The sequence below is a fragment of the Candidatus Amarolinea dominans genome, assembly GCF_016704685.1.
Lineage (GTDB): Bacteria > Chloroflexota > Anaerolineae > SSC4 > Amarolineaceae > Amarolinea > Amarolinea dominans.
In genome coordinates this window covers 140,873-167,128 of sequence record NZ_JADIZS010000006.1, presented here as the reverse complement: position 1 = coordinate 167,128, position 26,256 = coordinate 140,873, and the positions used below count along the sequence as shown (strand labels likewise).

The following is a 26,256-nucleotide window of genomic DNA, read 5'->3' as shown; positions in this document are numbered from 1 at the left end:
CGCCCGGTTTAGGCCATCAGGAAGAATTCTTCGGCCGGGCGCTGTCGTTGGTCGGTGCGCTTGCGCCCGCGTGGGCAACCGGCGGTTCTGGCGGCATGAAATCTTCGCTCATCAGCAGAGTGTCCACTTCGGAGGCCAGCAGTTCGAACGCTTCCTCGGAGATGATCGCATCACGGCGCATGCTCATCAGCGCGCTGCGCTGGGCGCGCAGCAGTTCGCGGCGGGCGCTCTCCAGTTCCTCGGTGGTGAGTTCGGGATACATGCGCTGCAAGTCGCGCACGCTGTGCGCAATCGTTTCCACCTGTCTGAGCAGTTCTGGCCGCAGGGTCTCCCAAGCCTGCTCCGAAATGAAGCCGTCTCGATAGAGACTGTCGAGATGCGTGGCGGCCGCGCGGAAGGTCATCAGGCGCGCATGGCGCAGCTCGTACTGCATCTGAATCGGATTGCGGGTCACAATGGCCAGGGCGCGCAGCAAGGGTCGCATGGTAGTGCTTTGCCCGAGCAGGGTAAACAGCACCACGCCAAAGGCCATGATGCGCACCAGTTCGCGCTGCGGGCCGAGGTCTGGCCGGCAGGCTGAGGGCCAGAGCCAGGGCAATGGCCCCGCGCAGACCGCCCCAGTTCAACACGTGCAGCCAACGCAGGGGCAGTGGGTCAGAGAAGCGATTGACCACCCAGCCGAGGCTGTACGTGACGATAGAACGGGCCGCCAGGACGGCCACGATGGCCCAGGCAATAGGCTGCCAGTTGGCAAGCAGCGTCGGCACGTTGACTTGCAGGCCGATCAGCAGGAAGATGAACGAGTTGGCAAGAAAGGCGACATATTCCCAGAAGTTGAACAGGACGATGCGCGTCGTCGGGCTCATGCCCTGGGGGCCTATGTTGCCGTTGACCAGGCCGGCAACGACGACGGCCAGCACGCCGCTGAAGTGCAGCCGTTCCGCCACCAGGTACGCGCCAAAGGCCAGCACTGTGGTCAGGGTGGTTTCGATCAAGTAATCGTCGACGCGGGCAATGATCTGTGCGGCGATCCAGCCCAGCGCCAGCCCCACGACGACGCCGCCCGCGGAGACTCGCAAGAAGTCGGCCACGCCGTTCAGTAGGTCGAAGTGGCCGGTCAGGGCCGCGGCCAAAACCAGGTTGAAGAGGACGATGGCGGTGCCGTCGTTCAACAGACTTTCGCCTTCGACCAGCAGCGCCAACCGCCGCGGCGCGCCCAGGGCGCGAAAGAGGGCCACCACCGCCACGGGGTCGGTCGCCGAGATGAGCGCGCCGAAGACGAGTGCAATCGGCAGGGAAAGCGGCGTCACCAGGCTGACCGCGCCGCCCACGATGAGGGTGGAAAGGATCACGCCAACCACGGCCAGCAGCAGGATACCCGGCAGGTTGCGGCGCAGCTCGGTGAAGTTGATATGAAACGCGGCTTCGAACACCAGCGGGGGCACCAGCAGCGCCAGGATCAACTCCGGCGTCAAGCTCAGTTCCAACGGCTGCTGTAGGGTGAGCACCAGGCCGACCAGAACCAGGGCTACCGTGTAGGGAACGCGCAGGCGTCGCACCAGGATCGCCACCAGGGAGGCGACCAGGAGCAGCTCGATGATCAGGGTTTCGGTTGAAATGAAGCGATCCACGAAAGTTCACCTCAGCAGGGCTGGCAAACGTGCGCCGGTCCGCCAGTCGTAGAGACCGAAGGCCAAGTGCAGCGGCGAGGGTGCGTCAGGGCTGACCGCCACTGCCACCGTGCCGGTGATGACCTGACCCACTCGCCATTGCGTCATGGGTTGACCTGACACCGGTTGGGTATCGGTCTGTCCCCAGCGCTGGTCGTTAGCGTCGAGGACATGCAGGTAAAAATTATAATCGAAATCGGGCGGCTGCCAAGCCTGCCAGGTGAGTGTGGCGCTCACCACCCCGCCCGGCTGCAGATCGCCCGTGGTTGCCATGTCCACCAGGATGATCTGCTGGTCAGCCCCGCCGTAGATGGCGACGGGCGCGGGCCGCAGCGGCGCAGGGACGCCACGCGGGGTCAGGCTGGGATAGGCGCTGAGCACGATCAGGGCCAGGCAGGCGCCGAGCAGCGGCCAGGCATGCAGCACAGGGTGGCGCGCCACGCCCACGGCCGCCAGGCCGCAAAGCGCCAGTCCGACCAGGCCCAGGCTCTGCCAGGGGTAGGTCAACAGGCCGCCCAACGGCAGGGGAACGACCGCCGCGGCCAGGCCGACCACGGCAACCGCGGTCCACACCCGGCGCCAGGCGCTGAGGGTGGACGCGGCCACGCCCGCATGGTCAGCCGGCCACCAGGCGAGCAGGGCCAGCCCCAGCGCGGCCAGGCCGGGGGCAAAGCTGAGATCGTCCTGCCAGCCGGGTTGGCTGAGGCCGAAGCCGCTGCTGCCCGTGATGAGCTGAAAGAGATAGACGGCATGATCGGCGAAGGTGACGGGCGCCGCGGCGAACGCGCCCGGCCAGGTGAAACGGCTGAGCAGGCCGGCGGCCGCGCCCAGCGCCAGGCTGAGCCAGCCGGCGCGGCGCAGTCGCCAGGGCGCCGCAATCAACAGCGGCAGCAGACTGAAGGTCAACAGGCTGAGCAGCGCCAGCCCGGTCTGCGTCCAGATGAGCGCGGCCGCCAACAGAGCCACAACCAACCCGCTGCGCACAGACGGGCGGCCGCAGACACGCAGCATGGCCCACCCCAGCCACGGGAGGAGGGCCAGGAGCAGCACTTCGGCCACCGCGCCGCGGCGATAAAGCGCAGTCAGGGTGAAAGGCAGGTAGGCAAAAAGGACGGAGGCAACCAGCGCAGCCGGCTTGTCCAGCAGACGGCGCACAGCCAGGAAAAGACCGAGCGGCCCCGCGATCACCGCCAGGGCCAGGGTGAGCTTGAGGGCAGTCGCGGCGCCGAGCGCTCGCCAGGGCAGCGCCAGCGCGTAGGGCAGCGGCCCTTCGCCGCGCCAGGGGTCGGCCGGCGCGGTCAGGGTGGGCAACCCGCCCGCCAGCTCGTTGAGATGATAGAGCGGGCTGAAACCGCTGTGCAGTTCGAACCAGCCGGGCGCGGTCAGCGGCGCCCAGGCCGGTACGGTCATCAGGAAAACGAGCAGCAGCCAGCCGCCCGACGATTTCAGCCTGCGCATGTCATCTACTCTCACAGGAAAGGTCAGAAGTGTTCCCACTCCCAATGGTAGTCTGCGATTAGTATAATCCAGAACGACCATTTTGTCAGCTTGCGCATCCTTGACAGACTATTCCACTTCATGTATGATTTCGCTGCGTTCAGCGTGAAGTGCGGCCCGCGGCGCCTGATGTTGCTGACCCGCTCTACCGAAGATCAACCGACCTCTCACCCAACGGAGGTACCCTATGCTCGCTTGTGTCACCAGTTGTGCCTTGATTGGCCTGGAAGGGGCCACCATCGAAGTCGAAGTAGACATCGCCCCTGGGCTGCCCAAGGTGACGATTGTCGGTCTCCCCGATGCCGCCATTCGCGAGGCGGGCGAACGGGTGCGCAGCGCCATCGTCAACTCCGGCTATCATTTCCCCGGCACCCGCCTGACCATCAGCCTGGCTCCGGCCGATCTGCGCAAGGAAGGCCCGGCCTATGACCTGCCCATTGCCCTGGCTATCCTGGCTGCCACGCGCCAGATTCCATCCGACAGCCTGAACAAGTGCCTGGTGGTTGGTGAACTGGGCCTCGATGGCAGTGTGCGTCACATCTACGGGGTTTTACCCATGGCCGCGCTGGCCGCGGCGCGTGGCCTCGAAACGCTGTATGTGCCGCAAAGCGATGCGCCCGAAGCGGCCCTCGTCGAAAAAATCAATGTCCTGCCCGTGGAATCGCTCAACGCCATCGTCGCTCATCTCAGCGGCCTGCTGCCCATCCGCCGCTTCGAATCCACCATCGGCTTCGATGACGAAACGGTGGAGGCGCCGTCCACCACTGACTTTGCCGAGATTCGCGGCCAGGAGCACGTCAAGCGCGCCCTGGAGGTCGCGGCCGCCGGCGGCCATAACGTGCTGATGAGCGGGCCGCCCGGCGCAGGCAAGACGCTGCTGGCGCGCGCGATGCCGTCCATTCTACCGCGGCTGACCTTGAGCGAGGCGCTGGACATCACGCGCATCTACTCCGTGGGCGACTTGCTGCACACCAGCGGCAGCGGGTTGCCCCTGATTCGCCAGCGCCCCTTCCGCGCACCGCATCACACCATCAGCCATGCCGGCCTCGTGGGCGGCGGGCGTTGGCCGCGGCCAGGCGAGATCAGCCTGGCGCACCGGGGCCTGCTCTTCCTGGATGAACTGCCTGAGTTCGATCCGCGCACGTTGGAAGTGCTGCGTCAACCGCTGGAGGATCATGTGGTGACGATTTCTCGTGCGCAGGGCAGCCTGACCTTTCCGGCCAACTTCATGCTGGTGGCCGCGCTCAATCCCTGCCCCTGCGGCTATTACGGCCATCCGACCATCGAATGCACCTGCTCATCGGCGCTGATTGCGCGCTACCAGCACCGCATCTCTGGCCCGCTGCTCGATCGCATTGATATCCATGTGCAGGTGCCGCCGGTTGATTTTGATAAGCTGACCGATGAGCGCCAGGGTGAGCCGTCGAAGACGATTCGGGCACGCGTGGAAGCCGCGCGGCAGCGCCAGACCAAACGCTTTCAGGCGCACGCCCACGTCACCTGTAATGCCGACATGGGCGTGGCGGAGGTGCGTGAATTCTGCGGCGTGGACAGCAGCGGTCGCGCCCTGCTCAAGGCGGCCATGCGCCAACTGCAACTCAGCGCCCGCGCCTATCATCGCATCCTCAAGCTGGCGCGCACCGTGGCCGACCTGGCCGCCAGCCCGCGCATCGAAACGGTGCATCTGGCGGAAGCGATCCAGTATCGGCCACGGCAGCAGAATTAGGACTCAGCCTGCCTGGAATTCAGACAGGATTCACAGGATTCACAGGATATTCGAACCTCAACGCACCATCGGCAGGTAGGCCACTGCGCCCGCCTGACTGGCGCTGAACCCAATCGCCAGCACGCCGCCAGCATCCGCATGTTGCGCGCCGCCAGCCCCGATCGTCACCCGCGTCCCGCCTGCGACCGGCGCGGTTTGCACCGTGTAGCCGGCGTCGGGCGTCAGCCCGGTGACGAGGAAGCGCGTGACGCTGGCCGGCGCGGTGAAGACCAGCGAACTCAGCGGTGCGCCGAGATTGACCGGGAACAACACCGCGGCCCCGCGCACAGCCGCCCCTGCAAACGTCCCATCGTCGCTGCCGATCAACGTCGCCGTGTCCGCGCCGGCGCCCGCGTCCGCGCCTTGCAGCACCTGCAAGAAGCGCACCGATGTCGGATCGCCCGGCGCTTCCACCTTCAGCCGTGTCTGCATCGGGTCATCGCCGGCGGCCGTGTCCAGGATGTGCTGCTCCACCGTGTTCACCGCGCTCAGGGTCGCGTTGGCGGGCAGCAGCGAGGTGAGAAAGAGCTGCTGGCCCGCGGTCGTCTGCATGGTGGCGCGCGCACCGCTGACCGTGGCCGGCTGCGGCAACTGCAGCCACCAGCGTTTGAAACGCCCGGCCGTCTGCGATTGGGCGCGGTCGTAAACCACGATATGATCGGGTTTGAGCCACACGATGGACCGGCTGGCATGGGTGATGTCAACGGCGCTTTCATTTTCCGAGTTGTACAAGTTAGTGGCGTCGCCCAGCGCGTAGGTGTAGCCCGCGGCCGTGCTGTGTGCCAGCAGGGTAGGGTCGCCGCTTGCGACGTAGTTCCACTGGGAGCCGCGGCGCCACAGATCAATGCGCCAATCGTCATCGTCACGATCGGGCGGGCGGTTGTTCGCCAACGCCACCGCGTTGCGGAATTCGGTGCTGGCGATGCCCTCGGCGATGTCCGCATAGCCCAGCCGTGCCTTCGTCAGCCATTCTCCATCGCGATAGAACTCGAAATGATTGCCATCCGCCTGTTGATGATCAATCTGATTCCAACTCAGGCTGTAGATGAACCAGGTTGCGTCCGCGCCCCAGCCGGTGCGGCTGAACAGCTTGTTCATGCCGGGCGCCAGGAAAGCGGTCGGCAGGGCGGGGCGCGGATCAGGCGCTGATGCCGCAGCCGGATCGAAGAGCAGGAAGTAGAGGATCGCCTGGCGGAAGTCGTCCGGGTTGGCGACGCGTTCCAGCAGACGGTCGGCGCCGCCCGCGGGGGTTTGGGTTTCGATCCAGCGCAAGGACGCCAGGCGCGGCGCGTTGCTCACGGCCTGATCGTACAGACCGAGCGCGCCGAAGGCATCAATGAAATCAGGCAGGCGGTAGTGCTGGGCATCGCCGTACCAGGCGGGTTGATAGACCGGCCCCAGCTCCGGCGCGCTGTCCAGGATGGTCGTCGCCGGGCTGAGACCGTGCAGATAAGAGGTCACCAGGTCGTCCCAGAACGGATTGGCGCTCAGAACCACCTGCGGCCCGCGGCGGTTGGGGTCATCTTCGCCGGCGGTGTGCAGCGCCAGCAGGAACTGAATGGCGTAGCTGGCGGTCTGCGGGCTGTACTCCAGCCCCTCCGGCAGTAAACCGCCCTGGCTATCGGTGCCGCTGAGGTGATGGAAGATGTAGAGCCAGGCGCCCGTGGCCTGATCGAGATAGGCGTGCAGGGTCTGGCCCGGATCATCGGCCGGATCGAGCGCCAGCGCCATCAGGCCCAGGTTGCGCATGTGCGCGGTGAAGTAGTTGTTGCCAGCCCAACGCACCTGCAGCCGGTCTGCGAGCAGCGCCGGATCGTTCACCAAACCGACCGGCTCCGGGTGATGGTAGCCGCTTTGCTTGATCTCCTCGGACCAGCGCAGGAAGACGGTGCGAATCTTGGCCTTGTCCGCGGCGCTCAGACTGGGATAGATCCAATCTACCACCAACGGGAAGGCCTCGCCGTGCCAGCGCGCGCGGTTGGAGTCGGTGGTGAAGAACTCCGGATGGCGAAAGGGCGGGTAGCCCCTGCTGCCGTTGCAGTTGTAGTTCTCCTGCGTGGCCGGGCCTTTGGCCGCTTCGGTAATGGCCGTCATCAGCAGGGTGCGCGCCCGCGCCGCATAGTCCGCCCGCGCCGCGGCGTCAGGATGCACCAGTGACGCGAACGCGAACAGTTCGGCGTACATCTCCGTGGCATACTCCTCGTACTCACGGCTGCCACAATCCTGGTCGGGCACATCGCCGCGGTCCATGGCATCCGTGGCATTTGCCAGCACCACGGCCAACCCATCACGATAGAGCGGGTTGCTGTCACTGGCCCAGGCGCGCAGCCTCGGCAGATCGGCCGTGGTCAGCCACAGGCGCGGATGCTCGCCCGTGGCCTGTTTGCCGGCCGCTGCGGAGGCGGGCGCGGTGGGCAGCGGCGTGCCCGGCGCGACAGAGGTCTCGGCCGACGATGGCGCCTCGGGCGCCTCGATCGCGGTTGGCGTTGCCTGGCGATCGGCGCAGGCCGTCAACAGGAAAACTGCCATCATGATACTGAGCAGCAGGTGCGACATGGATGTCTCCTTTTTTCGATGCGTAGTAGAGCGATTGAAATCGCGCCTGAGGGGCGTGCCGCCGGTTGGCGATTGAAATCGCACCTCACGGGCGTTCCGCCGGTTGGCGATTGAAATCGCACCTCACGGGCGTTCCGCCGGTTGGCGATTGAAATCGCACCTCACGGGCGTTCCGCCGGGCGTCCACCTGCGTGGACGCAATCCGGGTCGGCGCAGGCCGACCTGGTGGCGGAACGCCCCTTCGCCCCGAATTCATTCGGCGGCCCTTTCGCCTGCGTGGACGCAATCCGGGTCGGCGCAGGCCGACCTGGTGGCGGAACGCCCCTTCGCCCCGAATTCATTCGGCGGCCCTTTCGCCTGCGTGGACGCAATCCGGGTCGGCGCAGGCCGACCTGGCGGCGGAACGCCCCTTCGCCCCGAATTCATTCGGCGGCTTTCGCCCGAATTCATTCGGGGTCAGTTACATCGGTGGCTTGATGGTGATCGCCGCATCGTACTCGATTATCTGTACGGTCTTGGATTTGATCCCGCCAGCCTCGCCTTCGATCTCTTGCTTGACCGGCAGACCCCGTTTCTCGCTCACCCACAGCTTGACCTGGCTGATGATTTGATCGGCGCCGGCTTCGCCAAAGATATAGGTAGAGGTGTAGGTGTAGACGCGTGCCCGTTCGCCATTCACCTCATCGGTACCGACGGCCTGGACATTGCTGATCGTTTTGCTGAGCGAGTCCTCCGTCGCCAGCAGGCCGACCTGTTCCAGGATCATGCTGCCGGACACGGGCGACACTTCCCATACACCTTCCTTCTTCGTCCATCCCTGTTCGCCGATAAAAATGTTCTCATTTTCAAAATCGGCCATCTTCATCACAGTATGGATCTTGTCGGGCGGCACAATCTCGCCCGTCATCTCGATGGTCCCGCTGTCGGACACGATATTGGTCGTGGTGCGATAGGGGCCGGCCTTCATCTGGTTTTGGATGGCCGCGATGATGGCGGACTTGGGGTCGCCGGGCAGCGCGGGCGCAGCGGTGGCCGCAGGAACCGGCGTGGCAGCCGGCGCGGTCGTGGCAACTGCTGCGCTTGTGGCAGCCGGTGCGCTCGTGGCGGCGGGGGGCGCCGCGGTTGGCGAGGCAGAGCTGCCGCCGCAAGCGGTCAGCAGCAGGGACAACAGGAACAACGAAATCAACAAGCGTTTCATCAGTATGGATCTCCTTGCAGAAACTTACAAAATGCGGGCCTACGCCCATCTAACTACAAAACAACAGGACATGGCTGGATTATGCACGCACGCCCTGGTCAAGAGGTGACATTTTGTGACACATGTCCGGCGCTGATTGTGACTTGCCGTCAGCGCAACGGATGTTGCACCACAGCGAAGACAACCATTTGTGGTATGATGGGGGTATGCCAAGTCAACGCCCAAACACCCTGCCTGCCACTGACCTGCCGCTATCAGGCGCTCAACGATCGGCATGGCATCTCCCTGGCGCTGCAATTCGCAGCCTGGCTGGCGCTGGCGGAGACGCCGCACCCGCTCGGCGCCGAGCGAGCCGCGGCGTTATGGGGAACTGCACAGCCCCTGCGGGCCGGCGCCAACCGTGCGCTTTCGCCCAGCGAACGCCGCGAGGAGGATGCCATGCTGATCGCAATAGGTGAAAGGCTCGGCGCGCCGCGCGCACCGCGTTGCTGTCCGCCGGCGGGACGACAGATTGGACTACCGTGCTGGCGCACTCCCCGCAGGCTGCTCTCCCCGGGGCGCCATCACATTCGATCGCATAGAGACAGCTCATGTCACGTCGTGCTACATCATCCACACGGCCGCCACGCCACCCGGATGGCATCCCACCGGGGCACTGGGACGAAAATCAGGCCCCCGACGGCTATCAGCCCCGCAATCCATCGCTGCTCGAACGCTCCCGCCATTGGCTGCGCGGGCCTGATGACCTGGCCGCGCGCAATCGCCAGAATGTCTTGATTGACGGCATCGGGGTTGGCTTTGCTGCGGGCATCGGCACCTTTCTCTCGGTCTTCCTGGTGCGCCTGGGTGCATCCAGCTTCATGGTGGGCCTGCTCACCGCCATGCCCGCGTTGACCGGCATCCTGTTGGCATTCCAGGTCGGCGCCTTTCTCTCGCGCCAGCGCCAGGTGGTGCCCTGGTTTTCGCGCGCCCGTCTGTTCGTCCTCTCCTGCTATGTGCTGACCGGCCTGGTCCCCTATCTGTTCGATCAGCATGTGCCTGAGATTATCGTCGGCATTTGGGCGTTGGCTACGCTGCCGCAAACGGTGGTGTCGGTCGCTTTTTCCGTGGTGATGGGTCAGGTGGCCGGGCCACGCGGCCGCGTCGCCCTGATGAGTCAACGCTGGTCAACCCTGGGCCTGGCCAATGCCCTGGCCGTGCTGCTGGCCGGTCAACTCCTGCAACACTGGGATTTCCCCCTCAATTACCAGATCATCTTCCTGATCTCGGCCATCGGCGGGCTGGTCAGCTACAGCTTCTCCATCCGCATCAGCCTGCCGGACCAGGAAGCGCCGCCCGCGCCCAGCGGCCGCGGCTCACCCTGGCGCCAGGAGCTTGGCGTGCTGCGCCAATACCCCGACTTCCTGCGCTTCACGGCCAGCCAGTTCATCTTCCGCGCCGGCCTGAGCATGGCCATGCCGCTGTTGCCACTCTACTGGGTGCGCGAACTGAAAGCGTCGGACATGACCATCAGTTTCATCAACACCGCGCAGACCGTTGTGCTGCTGGTCGCCTATCTGTTGTGGACGCGCCTGGCAAAGCGCACTGGCGAACGCCGGGTATTGCTCATCTGCGTTCGGCGCCAGTTTCTACCCCTTCCTGACCGCGCTGACGCACAGCACAGGGCCGCTGGCGATCTACGCCGGCATCAACGGCTTTTTTCAGGCCGGCGTGGACCTGGTCTTTTTCGACATCATGCTCGACACCTGCCCGCCGCAGAACCAGGCGCGCTACATCGGTCTTTACCAAACGACCGTCTTTACCGCCATGTTTCTGGCGCCGCTCACCGGCACTTGGCTCGCCGATCATTTCAGTCTCGGTTGGGGCCTGCTGATCGCCAGCGCACTGCGCCTGGGTGGCTTTGTCCTGCTCTATCTGCTCGGCGTGGGACGCGGGCTGAAATCGGAAGCGGCGGGTTAGGGCAGAGGGTCATCTCTTTCTTTACACAGGTATCTGACCAGTGCAGATCATGCCCCTCAAGCGCGTTCGACGGTGATGGTTTGGCGGTTGATGCGGAAGTTGTGCGCTTTGGACAGCACCTGGATGACAAAGCGCTCCGGCACGTCAACCACCGTGTGGTGGTCCTGGATGAAAATTTTGCCGATGGCGTGACCGGGAATGTCGGCATGATAGGCGATGGTGCTCACCACATCGCTCGGCCGCACCCCGTGCAGCCGTCCTTTGCTCAAGTTCAGGCTGACCATGCCAACTTCGGGCGCGCCTTGCGTTCGTCGTGGGCGACTGCTCTGCTCGCCCGGCCTGATCTCGCGCCGCGATCGCATCTCTACCTCGCGCAGCGCGTGGCGCGGGCGTCGTTCCTGCACCTCGGTGATCGGCAGAATCGAGCGCTGGCCTTCGACGGTGCGCACATGGCGTAGCGCGGCCGCGGCAATTTCCAGCGGATCGTAGCCGGCGTCCACCAGGGTCGCGGCCAGGCGACGTTCGCCGCCCGTGCGTCCCCGCTTCAGCCAGACCGTCACCTGCTCCAGCAGTTGCTCTTCGCGGTGCTGTTCGATCTGCTCGACCGTGGGCAGTGTTGCGGCTGAAATGCGCTGTTTGGTGAAGCCTTCGATGCGGCCCAGGCGCCAGCGTTCGGCCGGCGTCACCAGGGAGATGGCGATGCCGGTCTTGCCCGCGCGGCCGGTGCGGCCGATGCGGTGGACATAGATTTCCGGGTCTTCGGGAAGATCGAAGTTGAAGACGTGCGAGATGTTCTCGATGTCCAGGCCACGAGCCGCCACATCGGTTGCCACCAGCACCTTGGTCTGGCCGCGGCGGAAGCGGTTGAGCACGCGCTCGCGCTCATCCTGCTCCAGTTCACCGCTCAAGCCTTCGGCCGGGAAGCCGCGTGTGGAAAGCTCGGCCGCCAACTCACCCGCGCCGGCGCGGGTGCGCACAAAAATCAGCGCGCTGGTGATCGGTTCCATCTCGAACAGGCGGGTCAGGGCGGCCAGCTTTTCGGCGTTGTTGACCAGGTAGGTGCGCTGCTCGATGGCCGCCACCGTCACCTGTTCGCGCTCGGTGGTGATGGCGCGGGGATCGCGCAGGTAGCGGTCGGCCAGGCGCCGGATCTCCGGCGACAGCGTCGCGGACAGCAGCGCGGTCTGGCGGTCGGTCGGCGTGGCGGCCAGGATAGTCTCGATGTCCTCGATGAAACCCATGCTCAGCATTTCATCGGCCTCATCCAGGACTACCACACGCACCCGGCTCAGATCGAGCACCTTGCGCTCCATCAGGTCGAGCAAGCGACCAGGGGTGCCGACCACAAGGTCAACGCCCTTTTGCAGGCGGTTGATCTGGCGGGCGTACGCTTCACCGCCATAGATGGGCAGGACGCGCACACCGCGCTGCTGGCCGTAGTCGTGCAACGCCTGGGCCACCTGGCTCGCCAGCTCACGCGTGGGCACCACCACCAGGCCCTGGACGGCGTGATAGTCAGCCTGCAGATGATGGAGCATGGGAAGGCCAAAGGCGGCGGTCTTGCCTGTGCCGGTATGGGCCTGGCCAATGATGTCGTGACCGGCCAGCAAGAGGGGGATCAAGGCGGCCTGAATGGGGGTGGGCGTGGTGAAGCCAAGCGCTTCTACGGCCTGCACCAACTGCGGATGCAGGTCTAACTGCGAGAATTCGGATGTCATCGTTTTTTCACTCTACTTTGATGAAACGAGAATTTTCTAACCGCCTGGTTCGACGGCCCGCGGGGGCGCTGTTCGGACGCTTATTCAATTCTCGTTTCTATCTTGGCTGTTCTTCAGCCGATTTACTCACTGTTTCGATGACTCCGCTGCGCCGCACGTGCCCCTACCGCCATCTTCGGCCCACCCGCTGTCGCGCGTGAGCCTGCCACGGACAAGAAAAGCGCCTGACCATGCTGAGTCAGGCAACCCGTTGGAATGATCAAAACAGAATTCAACGATTACTTGCCGCCCACCGGCGGACAAGAGGGCGCATTATGCCACAGCGCGGCCAAATTGGGAAATTACCGCCCTGCGTTGAATGATGCGAGGTGGGTACCTGCGCGCGTTTACCGATTACATGAGGCAAATCCCGGTCTTGAGCGCCAGTAATGTAGGCAGGATCGAAGACGCCACTCATGCTGCAATCGCCGCCAGGGCCACGAACCCCGCGGCCGACGTCAGCGCGCTGGAAGCGGAGATTGACCGCCTGGTCTATGCGCTCTACGGGCTGACGCCGGCGGAGATCAGGATCGTGGAGGGTGGGTAAGTGTGGCCCGCAACGCTTGGCAGGTCAGGTGGAGTGTGCTACAATCAATCCAGGAGATGCCTGATCGTTTCGGCATTCCAGTCCAGCGGCCATTTGATGGAACTGTCAGAGGTATGAACATGGTACAGATCACGATGAAACTTCCTGACCAGTTGGCGGGCCAAATTCTACCAGCACGCCGCTGGCTGCCTGTCGTGCTTGAGTTGAGCCTGGCGCGACTGAAGACGCCGGCTGCCGAGACGTCTTCCGAGATCATGGACTTCTTCTTGCTCAACCCAAGCCTGGAAAATGTTCTCGCCTACCACGCATCAGATCGGGCGCAGCGCCGGCTACAAAGGCTGCTGGCGCTCAACGAGGCAGGCCTACTGAGCGAGACAGAGCAGGAAGAGCTGGCTGAGATGGAGCGGCTCGAGCACATTCTCATCATGCTCAAGGCGCAACTCGCTGACCAGGTGCGGCTCGGCAACTGATGGCCACTCCTATCCCGTCTGATCTACGCCGATTAGTTGCAGAACGAGCAAGGTATCGGTGTGAGTACTGTTTACTGCCCCAAACCATGGCATTGCACCGACATGAACCCGATCACATTGTCCCCATTCAGCATGGCGGCGTCACGGAAGCCATCAACCTTGCCCTCGCTTGTTTGCGCTGCAATCGCTACAAGGGACCAAATGTTGGCTCCTTTGATCCACTGACGGGTCTGTTAGTTCCCCTTTTTCATCCTCGTTTACAGAGCTGGGACCAGCATTTCCACGTCGTCGGTGCTGAGATCAGGCCGCTCACTCCGGAAGGACGCGTCACCGTTTTGGTTCTTCGGCTCAACGATCCCGATCGCCTGGCAGAGCGCCAGCGGCTAATTGAAGCCAGGCTATACTGGTGATCACCACGAAGGTCATGGTGTGGAAGCGGAGATTGATCGCCTGGTCTATGCGTTTTCTGGCTATGTCTGGTCAGCCATACGGAGGTAACCCCATGCTACAAGTTGAACTACCCAACCGATTGCTCAGCGTTCTGAACTCACTCGAGCCGGGCGCTGCGCCAAAGCAGCAGGTGGTGCGTCTCGCCGAACAAGAGTTGCGCCGCCGTCTGGCGCGCTACCAATTGACGGATCGTCTCTTTCGGCAAAAATACGGCATAACCCTGGACGAGTTCGAGGCGGCCGAGGTTGTCAAGACGCGTGGGTATTCCTTCGAAGTCGAGAATGACCATCAAGATTGGGACTTGGCTGTTGACGGCATCCACACGGTCGAACTCCAGTTGGCCAGCTTACGGGGTGAAGCGTGACCGCAGACGATGTCGAGCGTGACATTCAACTCCCAGGAGATGACTCGATGACCGCCTTGACGCAAGATGATGTCCTGGAAACGGCCCTGGAGCTCTATGAGCAGGAAGCCTATGCGGAAGCGTATGCTTTCGTGACGGCCGAGGTACAACAGCAGGGCCTGGAATCGGGACAGATCTACAATTTTCGCATCTGCCTGGCCAATCTCAGCGGACAGTCAGACCTGGCCCTGCGCCTGTTTGCCGAAGCCCTGGCCCAGGGCTACTGGAGCAACCCGGACCAGATGTTGGCAGATGAGGATCTGCTCACGCTGCGGGATCATGTCGAATTCCTGCGCCTCCTCGACATCTGTCGCGGCCAGCAGGCGGCGGCCCAGCGCACGGCGCAACCCGAATTGCGCCTGATGTGGCCCGTCACCACGCCCGCGCCCTTGCTGGTGGCCTTACACGGCAACCAGCACAACGTGGCCGACACGGCCCCGGCCTGGGAACCGCTGACCGCGGCGGGCTGGTGCGTTGCGCTCCCGCAATCATCGCAGATGGCCGGCCCCAATGCCTTTGTGTGGAACGACCTTGCGCTTGCCACGGCCGAGATGCGCACTCACGCCGAGACCTTGCGTCAGCATCCCCGCGTTGATTTCAGCCGGTGTGTCGTGGCTGGTTTTTCGATGGGCGCACGGCAGGCGTTGTGGTCGGTGCTGGAAGGGATTTTCCCCGCGCGCGGGCTGATCCTGCTCGGCCCCTGGTTGCCAGAATTATCGGCTTGGACCTCGCGGCTGCCACGCCTCGCGGAGGCCGGCACACGCACCTACGTCATCATCGGCGACGCCGATCATTCGTGTCTGCCTCACGCCCAAGCGCTTATCGCCGCGCTGCGGGGCCACAACCTCCCCTGTGAATTGGAACTGCATCCCGGTATGAGACATCGCTACCCGCCTGATTTCGAGACCAGCCTGCGCCGCGCCCTGGCGTATTTTGGGCGCTTAGGAACGAGAATTTAATAAGTGTCCGAATTGCGGCTCACGCGGGCAGATGAAAATCGAGCAGGGGTGAGTGGAAGGGCTGCAGGAACAAAGCCTCGGCGTAGGCAAGCACGACGGCGCTGGCCGGCATGTCCATCTGGCCGTCGCGCACGCTCACGGTCGCGCCACTCAGCAGATCCACGTAGTCGCCGGCGGGCAGCGGCGCCTGCACCAGGCCCGCTTCCGCCGTGACGTTGAAGAGACCGTACAGGTTACCGCCCTCACCCTGCCAGGCCGCCTGGATCAGCGGCTCGGCGGCCGTCAGCACGAACTGGCCCGTGGTCAGCGCAGGATGTTTCTTGAGCCGCGCCAGCGTGGTCAGAAACGGCTGCCAGGCGTAGTCTCCCCAAACCACCTTATCCACGTCGAACAGCGAAGGCGTGTGCGTGGCGCCGGCTTCCTGCCCCGCGTAGATCAGGAACGCGCCGCGGTTGAACGCTTCGAACGCGGTCCAGGCCAGCGCCTGGTCGAGCGATGGCGCCAGACGCATGATGCGCATCTGGTCATGATTCTCCACGCAGCGCAGCTTGATGAAATTGTCTGGATAGATGGCGTCCTGAAAGCGCAGCATCTCCAGATAGCGCGCCACGGACGCCTGCCCCAAGACGGCTGCCTGCCAGACCGGCCAGATGTCGTAGTTATAGGTCAGGTCGAAGGCCTGGTACAGCTCACCGTCGGAGAGTCCGCTCAGATTCACGGAGCGGCGGTGGGCCACCCAGGCGGCATGCACCGACTCCGCCAGCCAGATCACGCCTGGTTTGACCTGCGCGACGGCCGCGCGCGCCCGGCGCCAGAAATCAACCGGCAGCAGTGAAGCCACGTCGCAGCGAAAACCATCCACCCCAAACTCGGCCCACATTTGCAGCGTGGTGATCAGGTACAGCGCCAGTTCCTCATTGGGATGCTTCAGATCAATCACATCGCTCCAATCCGGCACGGTCGTCATTGGTTTGCCGCTGGCGTCCTGATGATACCAGTCGGGATGCTGGCGCACCAGCACAGAGTCGTGCGCGGTGTGATTGTAAACGACATCAATCATCACCTTCAAGCCCAGGCGATGGGCCGCAGCGATCAGGCGCGCAAAGTCGTCTTTAGTACCATATTCGGGGTTGACTGCACGATAATCCAGAATAGAGTATGGACAACCGAGGCTGCCCTTCTTGTTGAGCTGGCCGATGGGATGGATGGGCATGAACCAGACAACGTCTACGCCCATGCTTGCCAGCCGCGGCAGGTCAGCCTCCACATCGGCAAAGGCGCCGTTGGGGCCGTGATTGCGCACGTAGACTTCGTAGATGACCAGGTTACGGTAGTTTTTTGGTGTATCGAATGCCATATCTCGTTTCTTTCCAGGTGAGGCGCACATGGCGTCTCTGATAGTATATCGGCCGCGGTCGAGTTGATCGAGTTGGGCGGTCATGGTAAGATATACTCCCCCATCGCCCCCCAACATCCCCCAACGTTCGAGAGTCCCTCGCCTTGCGCGCCTCCGGCGCCATGTCATTATACGCCAGCAGACCCGTCCAGCCAAACAAGACCAGCGCTGGCGGCTGCGGCCGCCGAATGAATTCGGGGCGAAGGGGCGTTCCGCCGCAAGGTCGGCCTGCGCCGACCGGCGTGACGTCAACGCAGATTACTGGTACACGGATTAACACCGATGGACACGGATATGAAAACGATCAGTGTGAATCCGTGTTGATCCGTGTACTAATCCTGTTGCCCGGCGGTACGCCCATCAGGCGCGGTTTCAATCGTTCGCCTGCGGCGGGGCGCAGCCTGGGCAGTTATGTTCCCCCGCAGATTCGACCAGACGCGCTCCGCACTGCCAGCAGCGTCGTGCGCCTGGTGCGTGACACGGAGGTGTCCCCATGAAACAATGGATGCGCGCAGTGACCGTGACGTTCGTCATGGTGTTCGTTTTACAGCCAGGGATGCCCCTCCACCATACCCCACGCGCGGTTGCTCAGCCGCTCGTTCCTCTGTGCGATACGGCAACGGCCGTCAGCACCACCTTCAACAGCACCGCCATCGCGGCCGGCAACACCCTCTGGTTTGTCAACCGCTTGAAGATCAGCGGCATGGGCGCCAACGTCACCACGATCTTTGTCCGGCAGGCCACAATTTCATTTACCGCCAACGGTACGCCCTACACCCTGCCGGCGCCCGACGCCCGCATCATCTTCGACCCGGCCGCCAGCACCACAACGACCAGTTTCGACAGCGCCACGCAGCAGTGGGTGACGCGTGTCTCGCCGGGGAATTTTAGCCGCAATGTCTTTGCCGGTGGATTGGCCTTGACGGTCCCGGCCGGCGGCTTTCCGGGCAGCACCGGCCCCGTGACCTGGACCGCCACCTTTACCGTGGATCAGCCGGGCATCACCTTCACCTGGAACTGGGCGGCGGCCGTCTACACCAGTTTCAGCACGAACTACAACGCGGTCGGCGTCAAACCGGTGGACGGGAACACCCAAAATCCCTATGACAACAACGATCAGGCCGGCACACCCGAAAATTACAAAGGCTCCGTCACGGCCGGCGCCACCGGCAACGGCGGTTCCAACTACACCGGCTCCTGGACCGGCAATCGCACGGTGACGCCCTGCCGGCTGTACCAGATCGGCGATCTTGTCTGGAACGACGCCAACGGCGATGGCGTGCAGACGGCCGGCGAGAGCGGTCTCGGCAGCGTCCAGGTCAATCTGTTCAGCGCTGTCGGCGTGCTGCTCGATTCCACCATGACCCAGGCCAGCGGCGCTTTCGCGCTGTTGGCGGCGCCGGGCGATTACTACCTGGAGTTTGTGGCGCCGGCCAGCTACGTGTTCACCCAGCCCAACCAGGGCGCCAATCCGGCGCTCGACAGCGACGCCGACCCTCTGTCCGGGCAGACGCCGGTTTTTACCCTGGGCGCTGCGGCCGACCTGACCTGGGACGCGGGGCTTCACCTGGCCGCGTCGCTGGGCGACCGCGTGTGGTACGACCGCAATCACAACGGCGTGCAGGATGGCAGCGAACCAGGCGCGCCCGATGTCGGCGTGTTCCTGTACGACGAGTGGCAATCGCTGGTAGATGTGCAATTGACCGACGAAAATGGCTACTACGCCTTCGACGGGCTGCACGCCGGCGATTACATCATTCAGTTCGAGTTGGTGGATGGCTACGACTTCACCGCGCCGCAGATGGGCGGTAACGCCGATCTCGACAGCGACGCCGATCCTGACACCGGCGAGACCGCGATCATCACGCTGGCGGCCGGCGGCTCCGATTCCAGCTGGGATGCCGGGCTGGTGCGACTGGGCGCGCTGGGCGACCGGGTCTGGTACGATGCCAATCAGAACGGTATCCAGAACATCGGCGAGCCGGGCCTGCCCAACGTGCCGCTGACCCTCTACGGTGACAGCAATGGCAATGGCACGCTGCAACCCGGCCTGGATGAGATGATCGCCACGCGCGTCACCAGCGCCGATGGCAGCTTTCTGTTCAACGCGCTGGCACCCGCCGTCTACTTCGTGGATATCGGGACACTGCCCGGCGCGACCAGCGGCGCCGCTTCAGTCAGCGGGCCGCAGAGCCTGCCGGATCCTGGCGGCCCCTTGACGCTGACTGACGGTCAGGTCTGGCGCGATGCTGATTTTGGTTATGTCCTCCCGCCCGGCCCCAACCAGGCCATCGTCGGCGACAGCGTCTGGTTCGACGGCAACAGCGACGGGCGCCAGCAGCGGGGAGAGCCAGGCATCGCGAATCTGCAGATTTGCGCCACGCCCGCGGCCGGCGGCGCGGCCATCTGCGCGCAGACCGACGCCAACGGTCATTTTCTGCTGGCCCTTGCGCCCGGCGCCTACAGCGTGGCGCCACCCACGCCGCCGGCCGGTTTACAGGCTACCGTGGCGGTGGGGACGCCGTTCTCCGTGGCGGCGGGCGAGCAGGCGCTGGGCGTTGACCTGGGCTACGGCAACCCCACGGAAGCCCCGCTGGGCAGCATCGGCAACCTGGTTTTCAACGACGCCAATTACGATGGCGTTTTCGACGCGGGCGATAGCCCATTGGCCGGGGTGACGGTGGACATGATCCAGGACAGCAACGAAAATGACGCCTGGGATGCGGGCGAGCCGATCCTGGCGACGGTGACGACCAATGCCGCCCTGGACGCCAGCAACGGGAATTACATTTTTCTGGGCGTTCCGGCCGGACGCTTCCTGATTCACGTCAGCGACACCAACGGCGCGCTGCTGGATTACAACCAGGGTTCGTTGGGGCAACCGGACACCGATAATCACAGCCAGAGCGACCCGTATGTCGTTGTCCTGGCGAGCGGGGACAGCAGCGTGCTGGCCGATTTTGGCTACTATGTCCGCATTCAGCCCAGCGTTGGGCTGATCGGCAATCAAGTGTGGATGGACAACGATGGCGATGGCCTGTACAGCGCCGGCGGCAGCGATGATGAACTGGCCGGCGTGACGCTCGAGCTGCTGCAGAACGACGTGGTGACGCGCACGGTGACCAGCGGCGCGGGCGGCGCGTACGCGTTCACCGGTTTAGCGGCCGGCGCCTACCAGGTGCGCGTGGCCGATCCCTTTGGGGTTCTGAACGGCTACATGGTGACAGCCCTCGGCCCGCAGCCCGGCGCGGATGCCAACAACCAGGCGCAGCCATTCAGCGTCACCCTGACCGACGGCGGCGCGGTGGTCAGCGCCGATTTTGGCTATCGCCGCGCCGGCGTGACCGTCGGCGGTATTGCCTGGCTGGACAGCAACGGCAACGGTATCTACAACACGGGCGAGCAGATGATGAACAACGTCAATCTGCGCATCACCAACAGCGGCGGCGCCACGATGGGCGATGTGATCACCGGGCCGGCGGGCGGCTTTGCCAGCGGCCTGTACAGCCTGGGCAACCTGGCCGCGGGGCAGTACACCGTCGCCTTCCTGGCCGGGCCGCCGGGCTACACCCTGATTGGGCCAGCCAGCCTGACCACCGCGTACCTGGCGCTTGGGCAGAGCGATCTGAACCTCAATTTTCCGTTCATCAACCCCACGGCGCTGCAGGTCGTTGACTTTGCTGCCTGGCAGTTGGCCGATGGCCGCGTGAGGGTGGCCTGGCAGACCGCGGCCGGCGCGGCCGGGTTGGAATTCCACGTCTGGCGCGCGACCAGTGCGGACGGCATCTACCAGCGGCTGACCAGCGCGCCGGTTGCCAGCCAGGCGGTTGGCGGCGCCAGCTACGAATGGGTGGATGAGTCGGCCGTCGCGGGCAAGGCCTATTTCTACCGCCTGGAGGCGCTGCCCTCCGGTCAAATGATCGGGCCGGTGTCCGCGCGACTGTGGGGTATGCAGCTCTTCTTACCCCTGATGCGCATCGGCGGTTGATGAACACACAAGAAATGAGAAGCCCTGTAAGGAAATTGTAAGGTTTATACCTACACATTTCGTAGGGACTGGATTTATAATGAACATCAGTAGTCGCGCCTCTCTGCGCTTCTGCCTTGCCCTCCGCTAATTTTCAAAGTTGGCGATTTTCTGTGGCAGTGGGAGTTCACTGTCACAGAATGGAGCCAGGAAAATAATCGTCAAGGCCGAAGCTGCCTCATTTGACACCCTTTTCATCAATCCAAACACAAGTGACGGAGCTTTGGTAATCGGTGTAACCTGGTATCGAAGCGAATACCGGGAAATCAAAGGAGTCATTTGTGTACAACATGAGGAACAACCACCACTGGTTGGAATTCAGCGCGGGTCTGATCCTGCTGATTTGGGCGGGATTGGGCCTGGGGAGTGCCAGGATCGTGCAAGCTGCCCCGGCAGCAAGCGGCGTGCAGTGGATCATCGAGGCATGGCCCTCGGCCGACTGCAGCGGCTGGTCGGTAAACTTCGTGGGCTGGAATTCCACGGCCGAATCGTGGCGCGTCAAGGTGGATGGCACAATTATTGCCACCGGCACGACCCATGGCAACGAAACGGTGCAAGGGACGTGGTCCGGCTCGATTGATCTGTCTGTCCATCACAGTTTTCGTGTGGAAATCTACGAAAACGGCAACTGGTTGGGGCGCGACGAAAGCGACGGCTTTGGCCCTTGTACGGCCACGGCTACCAGAACCCCCACCGCAACACCAACCAAAACCAGAACCCCTACCTCAACACCAACCAAAACCAGAACCCCCACCGCAACACCGACTTCGCCGAACACGGCAACGCCAACAGCAACACCGGTGGGCTTCTGTCCGTCCGGTCTGTTGACCAATCCGAGCTTCGAGACCGTGAACGGGTCCGGTTTTCCTACCGGCTGGACACTGGAAAGCGGCGAGGCCTCGACCACGAACTATCTGCCCAATGAGCCAGATGGCGCGCGCATCGGTTGGTCGCGCTACAGCGGCGGGCAGTCCGGCGTGCTCTCTCAACAGGCCGCGGCCACGGTCGGCGTTACGTACAACATGACCTTCTACGTCGGCTCGCATGAACCCAGTTGGAAGACCACCATCGCGATCCGCTTCTACAACTCCGGAGGCACAGAAATCGGCACGGCTGCCGTCCATACCGTTATTTGGGACATGGAGAGCAGCGGGGCGAACCCCAGCCTCGGCGGCCCCTACACGCTCAGCGCCACCGCGCCGGCCAACGTCGCCCACTTGAAGGTCATCTTGCGCGATACCGACAGCTCCGGCAACGCCTACACCAAGGCCGACGCCATGTGTCTTACCCAATCAGCGCCCACCGCCACGCCGACCCGAACTTCGACGCCGACGGCTACGCCCACCAAGACCCCAACAGCCCCGCCCACCGCGACGCGCACTAACACTCCAACAGCTACGCCGACGGCCACGCCCACGGCTACGCGCACCAACACGCCGACGGCTACGCCGACCAAAACCCCGACAGCCACCGACGGCTACGCCCACCAACACCCCGACGGCGACGCCCACCAATACCCCAACGCCGTTGCCTGGCGCCATCGGCGACTTCGTCTGGTACGACAGCGATCACGATGGCATCGAGGATGTGGGCGAGCCGGGCATCCCGAACGTGACGATGGCGCTCTACCGCGACACCGATGGCAGCGGCACGCTGACCGCCGGTGACACCCTGGTGGGCACCCGCACCACCGATGCGGATGGCGGCTATCTGTTCAACAACCTGCCGCCGGCCACCTACTTCGTGGATGTGACCGACGCCAACAACGTGCTGGTCGGGCTGACACACGTCGTTGCCAACCAGAGCCAACCTGACCCGACGGGCGCCATCGTGCTGGGCGCCAGCGAGGTCTACAAGGACGCCGACTTCGGCTACTACCAGACGCCCACCTCCGGCTACGCCATCATCGGCGACACGGTCTGGTACGATGACAACAGCGACGGTATCCAGCAGCCGGGCGAGCCGGGTATCCCGAACATTCAGGTTTGCGCGACGCCCACAGGCGGCGGCGCTTCCATCTGCGACACCACCGACAGCAACGGTCATTACCTGATCGAAGTGCCGGCCGGCTCCTACAGCGTGGCGCCGATCAACCCGCCGGCGAGCTACCTGGCGACCACGCCGGTTCCGCACCTGCTGACCGTGCAGATTGGCGAGCAGTACCTGGACGCCGACTTCGGTTATGACGACAAGAATGGCCCGCTACTGGGCACGATTGGCGACCTGGTCTTCCTGGACGCCAACAAGGACGGCGTCTGCAACAGCGGTGACAGCGCCCTCTCCGGCGTCAGCGTGGATCTGATCCGCGACAGCAACGCGAACAACGCCTGGGACGCGGGCGAGCCGATCATCGCCACGGTCACCACCGTGGGCGGCACGGCCTGCAGCGCGGGCAACTACCTGTTCAGCGGCGTCCCGGGTGGCCGCTACCTGGTGCATGTCAGCGACACCAATGCGGTGCTGTTCGACTACACCAAGTCGCCGCTGGGCGCGGCCGGGGTGGACAACAACAACCAGGCTGACCCCTACGCCATCAACCTGGCGCCAGGCGGCAGCAACACAACGGCCGACTTCGGCTACTATCCGCTCGATCGCACCAACATCGGCGTCATCGGCAACCAGGTCTGGGCCGAAGAGGACTACGACGGCCTGTTCGACGCCAACGGCAGCGATGTCGGTCAGGCGGGCGTGACGGTGCAGTTGCTCAAGAACAGCGCGGTCATCGCCACGACGACGACCGGCGCCAGCGGCGACTACGCCTTCGTCAGTCTGCCCGGCGGCACGTACCAGGTGCGCGTCAGCGACAGCTTCGGCGTGCTGGCGGGCTACGTGGTGACGCTGCTCGGGCCGAATCCGGGTCAGGACAACAACAACCAGGCGCAGGCCTACCAGGTGGTGCTGCCGCAGGGCGGCTACAACCTGACGGCCGACTTTGGCTACATCAAGCTCGGCGCCATCGGCGACTTCGTCTGGTACGACAAGGATCACGACGGCATCGAGGATGTGGGCGAGCCGGGTATCCCGAACGTGACCGTCGCGCTCTACCGCGACGATGATAGCAACGGCACGCTCAGCGGCGGAGACACCCTGGTGGGTACCCTGACCACCGATGCTGATGGCGGCTACCTGTTCAACAACCTGCCGCCGGCCACCTACTTCGTGGATGTGACCGACGCCAACAACGTGCTGGCCGGGCTGACCCATGTCATCGCCAACCAGAGCCAGCCTGACCCGACGGCCGCCATCGTGCTGGGCGCCGGGGATGTCTACAAGGATGCGGACTTCGGTTACTACCAGACGCCGACGACTGGCAAGGCCATCATCGGCGACACCGTCTGGTACGACGACAACGGCGACGGCGTGCAGCAGCCGGGCGAGCCGGGCATCCCCAATGTGCAGGTCTGCGCGACGCCCATGGCCGGCGGCGCGGCGATCTGCGACACCACCGACAGCAACGGTCATTACCTGATCGAAGTGCCGGCCGGTTCCTACAGCGTGGCGCCGATCAACCCGCCCGCCGGCTACAGCCCCACCACGCCGGTGCCGCACAGCCCGGTGATCGTGCTGGCCGGGGATCAGTATCTGAAGGCCGACTTCGGCTACGACGATACCGGCAACAACCTGCTGGGCACGATCGGCAACCTGGTCTTCCTGGATGCGAACAAGGACGGGGTTTACAACGGCAGCGACATGCCGTTCGCGGGCGTCAGCGTGGACCTGATTCGCGACAGCAATGCGAACACGGTTTGGGATGCGGGCGAGCCGATCATCGCGACCGTGACCACGGCCAGCAGCCTGGATGCCGACACCGGCAACTACCTGTTCAGCGGCTTGCCTGATGGGAATTACCTGGTGCATGTCAGCGACACCAACGGCGTGCTGTACGGCTACACCAAGTCGCCGTTGGGCGCGGCCGGGGTGAACAACAACAACCAGGCCGACCCGTATGCGGTGATCCTGCCGGTGGGCGGCGACAATCTGACCGCTGACTTCGGCTACCACCTGACCGACCGCCCCATGGGCGCCATCGGCAACCAGGTCTGGATCGAAAAGGACAACAACGGCCTGTTCTCGGTGATCAGCGGCGATTACGGCCAGCACGGCGTGACAGTGCAACTGCGCCAGAACAGCGTGGTGATTGCCACGACGACGACAGGCGCCAGCGGCGACTATGTCTTCGTCGGATTGCAGGCCGGCAGCTATGAGGTGCGAGTCAGCGATGCCTTCGGTGTGCTCACCGGCTATGCGCCGACGGTGGTGGGTCCCAACCCCGGCCAGGATAACAACAACCAGGCGCAGCCCTACGCGGTGAACCTGGCGCAGGGTCAGTTCAACCCGACCGCGGACTTCGGCTATGCTCCCGGCCCGACCGTGTTGAAGGACAGCACGATCGGCAACCTGGTGTGGGTGGACCGCAACGCAGACGGCCTCTACCAGGGCGGTGAGCCGGCCATCGGCAATGTCACCGTAGAACTGTGGTACGACGTCAACGGCAACTGCACTCTCGATCAGTTCGACTTCCTGGTGGACACCAAACTGACGAGCAGCAGCATCGCGCTGGGCGGCAACTACCGCTTCAGCGGCGAGTTCCCGGCCGGCAACTACGTGGTGATCGTGACCGACGCCAACCAGGTGTTGACCACCTACACCAAGTCCAGCGGCCCCAATGCGGGTCAGGACAACAACAGCCAGGTCAACCCGTACTGCATTCAGAACTTCAACCCGACGGGCGTGGGCGACACCAACCTGACGGCTGACTTTGGCTACTGGCAGCCGGTAACGGTGGGCGACTTCACGTGGGTGGACACCAACGGCAACAACGTCTACGACCCGGGCCAGGAGCAGCCGTTGAGCGGCGTCGTGGTGCAGGTCAGGAACAGCAGCAACGTCGTGGTGGCCACGGTGACGACCGGGCCGGCCGGTGGTTTCCCGCCCGGCACCTACCTGGTGAGCGGACTGCCGCCCGGTCAGTACACCGCCACCGTGCTCCCGCAGCCGAACGGCTATCTGCCTTCCGGGCCGACCACGCTGACCAGCGTCAACCTGCTCAGCGGGCAGAGTGACCTGACGCTCGACTTCCCGTTCGTCTCGCCGACGAGCGTCCTGGTGACTAACTTCACCGCGACGCAGCGCAGCGGCGGGCCGGTGACGCTGGCCTGGACCACGCTGGCCGAAGGTGGCAACACCGGCTTCCACGTGTGGCGCGCGACCAGTGCGGACGGCGTCTATCAGCAGATGACCAGTGCGCCGGTTGCCAGCCAGGCGGTTGGCGGGAGCGGCGCCAGCTACGAGTGGATAGACGAGTCGGCCGTCGCGGGCAAGGCCTACTTCTACCGCCTGGAGGCGCTGCCCTCCGGTCAGATGATCGGGCCGGTGTCGGCGCGGCTGTGGGGTATGCAGCTCTTCGTGCCCGTCGTGCGCACGAGTGGTTGGTGAACAGGCCAGAAATGAACTGACCCGCCCATGAACGAATTCACGGGCTGACATAATCAAACCCGCTGAGGCAGGTTGCCACCAACGCAACCCGCTTGAGCGGGTTTGACATATCAGACACCGAATTCATTCGGTGGGTGCGGGCGCGACGAGCCCGCCGCGGCGCGCA

Annotated in this window: 16 protein-coding genes and 1 pseudogene; 10 read left to right on the top strand and 7 right to left on the bottom strand. The window is 64.1% G+C overall.

The genetic code is table 11. From position 1 onward, the window contains the following. Window positions 1-16: 16 nt before the first annotated feature. From IPF85_RS05940 to IPF85_RS05930, 3 genes are read right to left on the bottom strand one after another with little or no spacing between them, the layout of a single operon-like run. Window positions 17-187, bottom strand: a complete 171-nt coding sequence (locus IPF85_RS05940; RefSeq protein WP_343407149.1) for a hypothetical protein — start codon at window positions 185-187, stop codon at window positions 17-19. After that, window positions 171-1,631 (bottom strand): Na+/H+ antiporter, encoded by a 1,461-nt coding sequence (locus IPF85_RS05935; RefSeq protein ID WP_343407148.1) that lies wholly within the window; start codon window positions 1,629-1,631, stop codon window positions 171-173. The genes IPF85_RS05940 and IPF85_RS05935 overlap by 17 nt, the downstream gene beginning before the upstream one ends. Window positions 1,632-1,637: 6 nt before the next feature. Then, entirely contained in the window at window positions 1,638-3,128 is a 1,491-nt protein-coding gene (locus tag IPF85_RS05930) for a hypothetical protein (RefSeq protein WP_343407147.1), read from the bottom strand. 226 nt (window positions 3,129-3,354) lie between these two features. On the opposite strand from IPF85_RS05930, the gene IPF85_RS05925 reads away from it, so the two are divergent. Then, on the top strand, window positions 3,355-4,893 hold the full coding sequence (locus tag IPF85_RS05925; RefSeq protein WP_343407146.1) for a YifB family Mg chelatase-like AAA ATPase: 1,539 nt from the start codon (window positions 3,355-3,357) through the stop codon (window positions 4,891-4,893). Window positions 4,894-4,950: 57 nt separating this feature from the next. Here the strand turns inward: IPF85_RS05925 and IPF85_RS05920 are convergent, their stop codons facing one another. Together IPF85_RS05920 and IPF85_RS05915 are read right to left on the bottom strand one after the other, a co-directional pair. Next, window positions 4,951-7,488, bottom strand: a complete 2,538-nt coding sequence (locus tag IPF85_RS05920; protein ID WP_343407145.1) for a hypothetical protein — start codon at window positions 7,486-7,488, stop codon at window positions 4,951-4,953. Window positions 7,489-7,948: 460 nt separating this feature from the next. Then, complete coding sequence (locus IPF85_RS05915; protein ID WP_343407144.1) at window positions 7,949-8,686, bottom strand: hypothetical protein; 738 nt, start codon at window positions 8,684-8,686, stop codon at window positions 7,949-7,951. Window positions 8,687-9,276: 590 nt separating this feature from the next. Between IPF85_RS05915 and IPF85_RS05910 the strand changes: the two are divergent. Further along, window positions 9,277-10,645 (top strand): annotated as a pseudogene (locus IPF85_RS05910) (MFS transporter). A gap of 56 nt (window positions 10,646-10,701) precedes the next feature. Here the strand turns inward: IPF85_RS05910 and IPF85_RS05905 are convergent. Continuing rightward, entirely contained in the window at window positions 10,702-12,363 is a 1,662-nt protein-coding gene (locus IPF85_RS05905) for a DEAD/DEAH box helicase (protein WP_343407143.1), read from the bottom strand. A 415-nt stretch (window positions 12,364-12,778) separates the two neighbouring features. Between IPF85_RS05905 and IPF85_RS05900 the strand changes: the two genes are divergently transcribed. The 5 genes from IPF85_RS05900 (at window position 12,779) to IPF85_RS05880 (ending at window position 15,231) form a co-directional block, all read left to right on the top strand. Next, complete coding sequence (locus IPF85_RS05900) at window positions 12,779-12,949, top strand: hypothetical protein (RefSeq protein ID WP_343407142.1); 171 nt, start codon at window positions 12,779-12,781, stop codon at window positions 12,947-12,949. Between the two features lie 119 nt (window positions 12,950-13,068). Continuing rightward, a complete protein-coding gene (locus IPF85_RS05895; RefSeq protein ID WP_343407141.1) occupies window positions 13,069-13,419 on the top strand; it encodes a hypothetical protein in 351 nt (116 codons plus the stop codon). After that, window positions 13,419-13,829 carry an HNH endonuclease signature motif containing protein gene (locus IPF85_RS05890; RefSeq protein WP_343407140.1) on the top strand — a complete coding sequence of 137 codons (411 nt, stop codon included), beginning with the start codon at window positions 13,419-13,421 and terminating at the stop codon, window positions 13,827-13,829. Before IPF85_RS05895 ends, IPF85_RS05890 begins: the two co-directional genes overlap by 1 nt. A 92-nt stretch (window positions 13,830-13,921) precedes the next feature. Then, window positions 13,922-14,233 carry a hypothetical protein gene (locus IPF85_RS05885; RefSeq protein ID WP_343407139.1) on the top strand — a complete coding sequence of 104 codons (312 nt, stop codon included), beginning with the start codon at window positions 13,922-13,924 and terminating at the stop codon, window positions 14,231-14,233. Between the two features lie 47 nt (window positions 14,234-14,280). Continuing rightward, the gene (locus tag IPF85_RS05880) at window positions 14,281-15,231 is read left to right on the top strand and encodes a hypothetical protein (RefSeq protein ID WP_343407138.1); all 951 of its coding nucleotides are present in this window, start codon (window positions 14,281-14,283) and stop codon (window positions 15,229-15,231) included. A gap of 19 nt (window positions 15,232-15,250) precedes the next feature. Here the strand turns inward: IPF85_RS05880 and IPF85_RS05875 are convergent, their stop codons facing one another. Continuing rightward, window positions 15,251-16,588, bottom strand: coding sequence for an alpha-amylase family glycosyl hydrolase (locus IPF85_RS05875; RefSeq protein ID WP_343407137.1), 1,338 nt, complete (start codon window positions 16,586-16,588; stop codon window positions 15,251-15,253). Window positions 16,589-17,120: 532 nt separating this feature from the next. Between IPF85_RS05875 and IPF85_RS05870 the strand changes: the two genes are divergently transcribed. The 3 genes from IPF85_RS05870 (at window position 17,121) to IPF85_RS05860 (ending at window position 26,090) form a co-directional block, all read left to right on the top strand. Then, a complete protein-coding gene (locus IPF85_RS05870; RefSeq protein ID WP_343407136.1) occupies window positions 17,121-20,615 on the top strand; it encodes an SdrD B-like domain-containing protein in 3,495 nt (1,164 codons plus the stop codon). 320 nt (window positions 20,616-20,935) lie between these two features. After that, window positions 20,936-22,321, top strand: a complete 1,386-nt coding sequence (locus IPF85_RS05865) for a hypothetical protein (RefSeq protein WP_343407135.1) — start codon at window positions 20,936-20,938, stop codon at window positions 22,319-22,321. Beyond that, a complete protein-coding gene (locus IPF85_RS05860) occupies window positions 22,242-26,090 on the top strand; it encodes an SdrD B-like domain-containing protein (protein ID WP_343407219.1) in 3,849 nt (1,282 codons plus the stop codon). The genes IPF85_RS05865 and IPF85_RS05860 overlap by 80 nt, the downstream gene beginning before the upstream one ends. The last annotated feature ends 166 nt before the right edge of the window (window positions 26,091-26,256 follow it).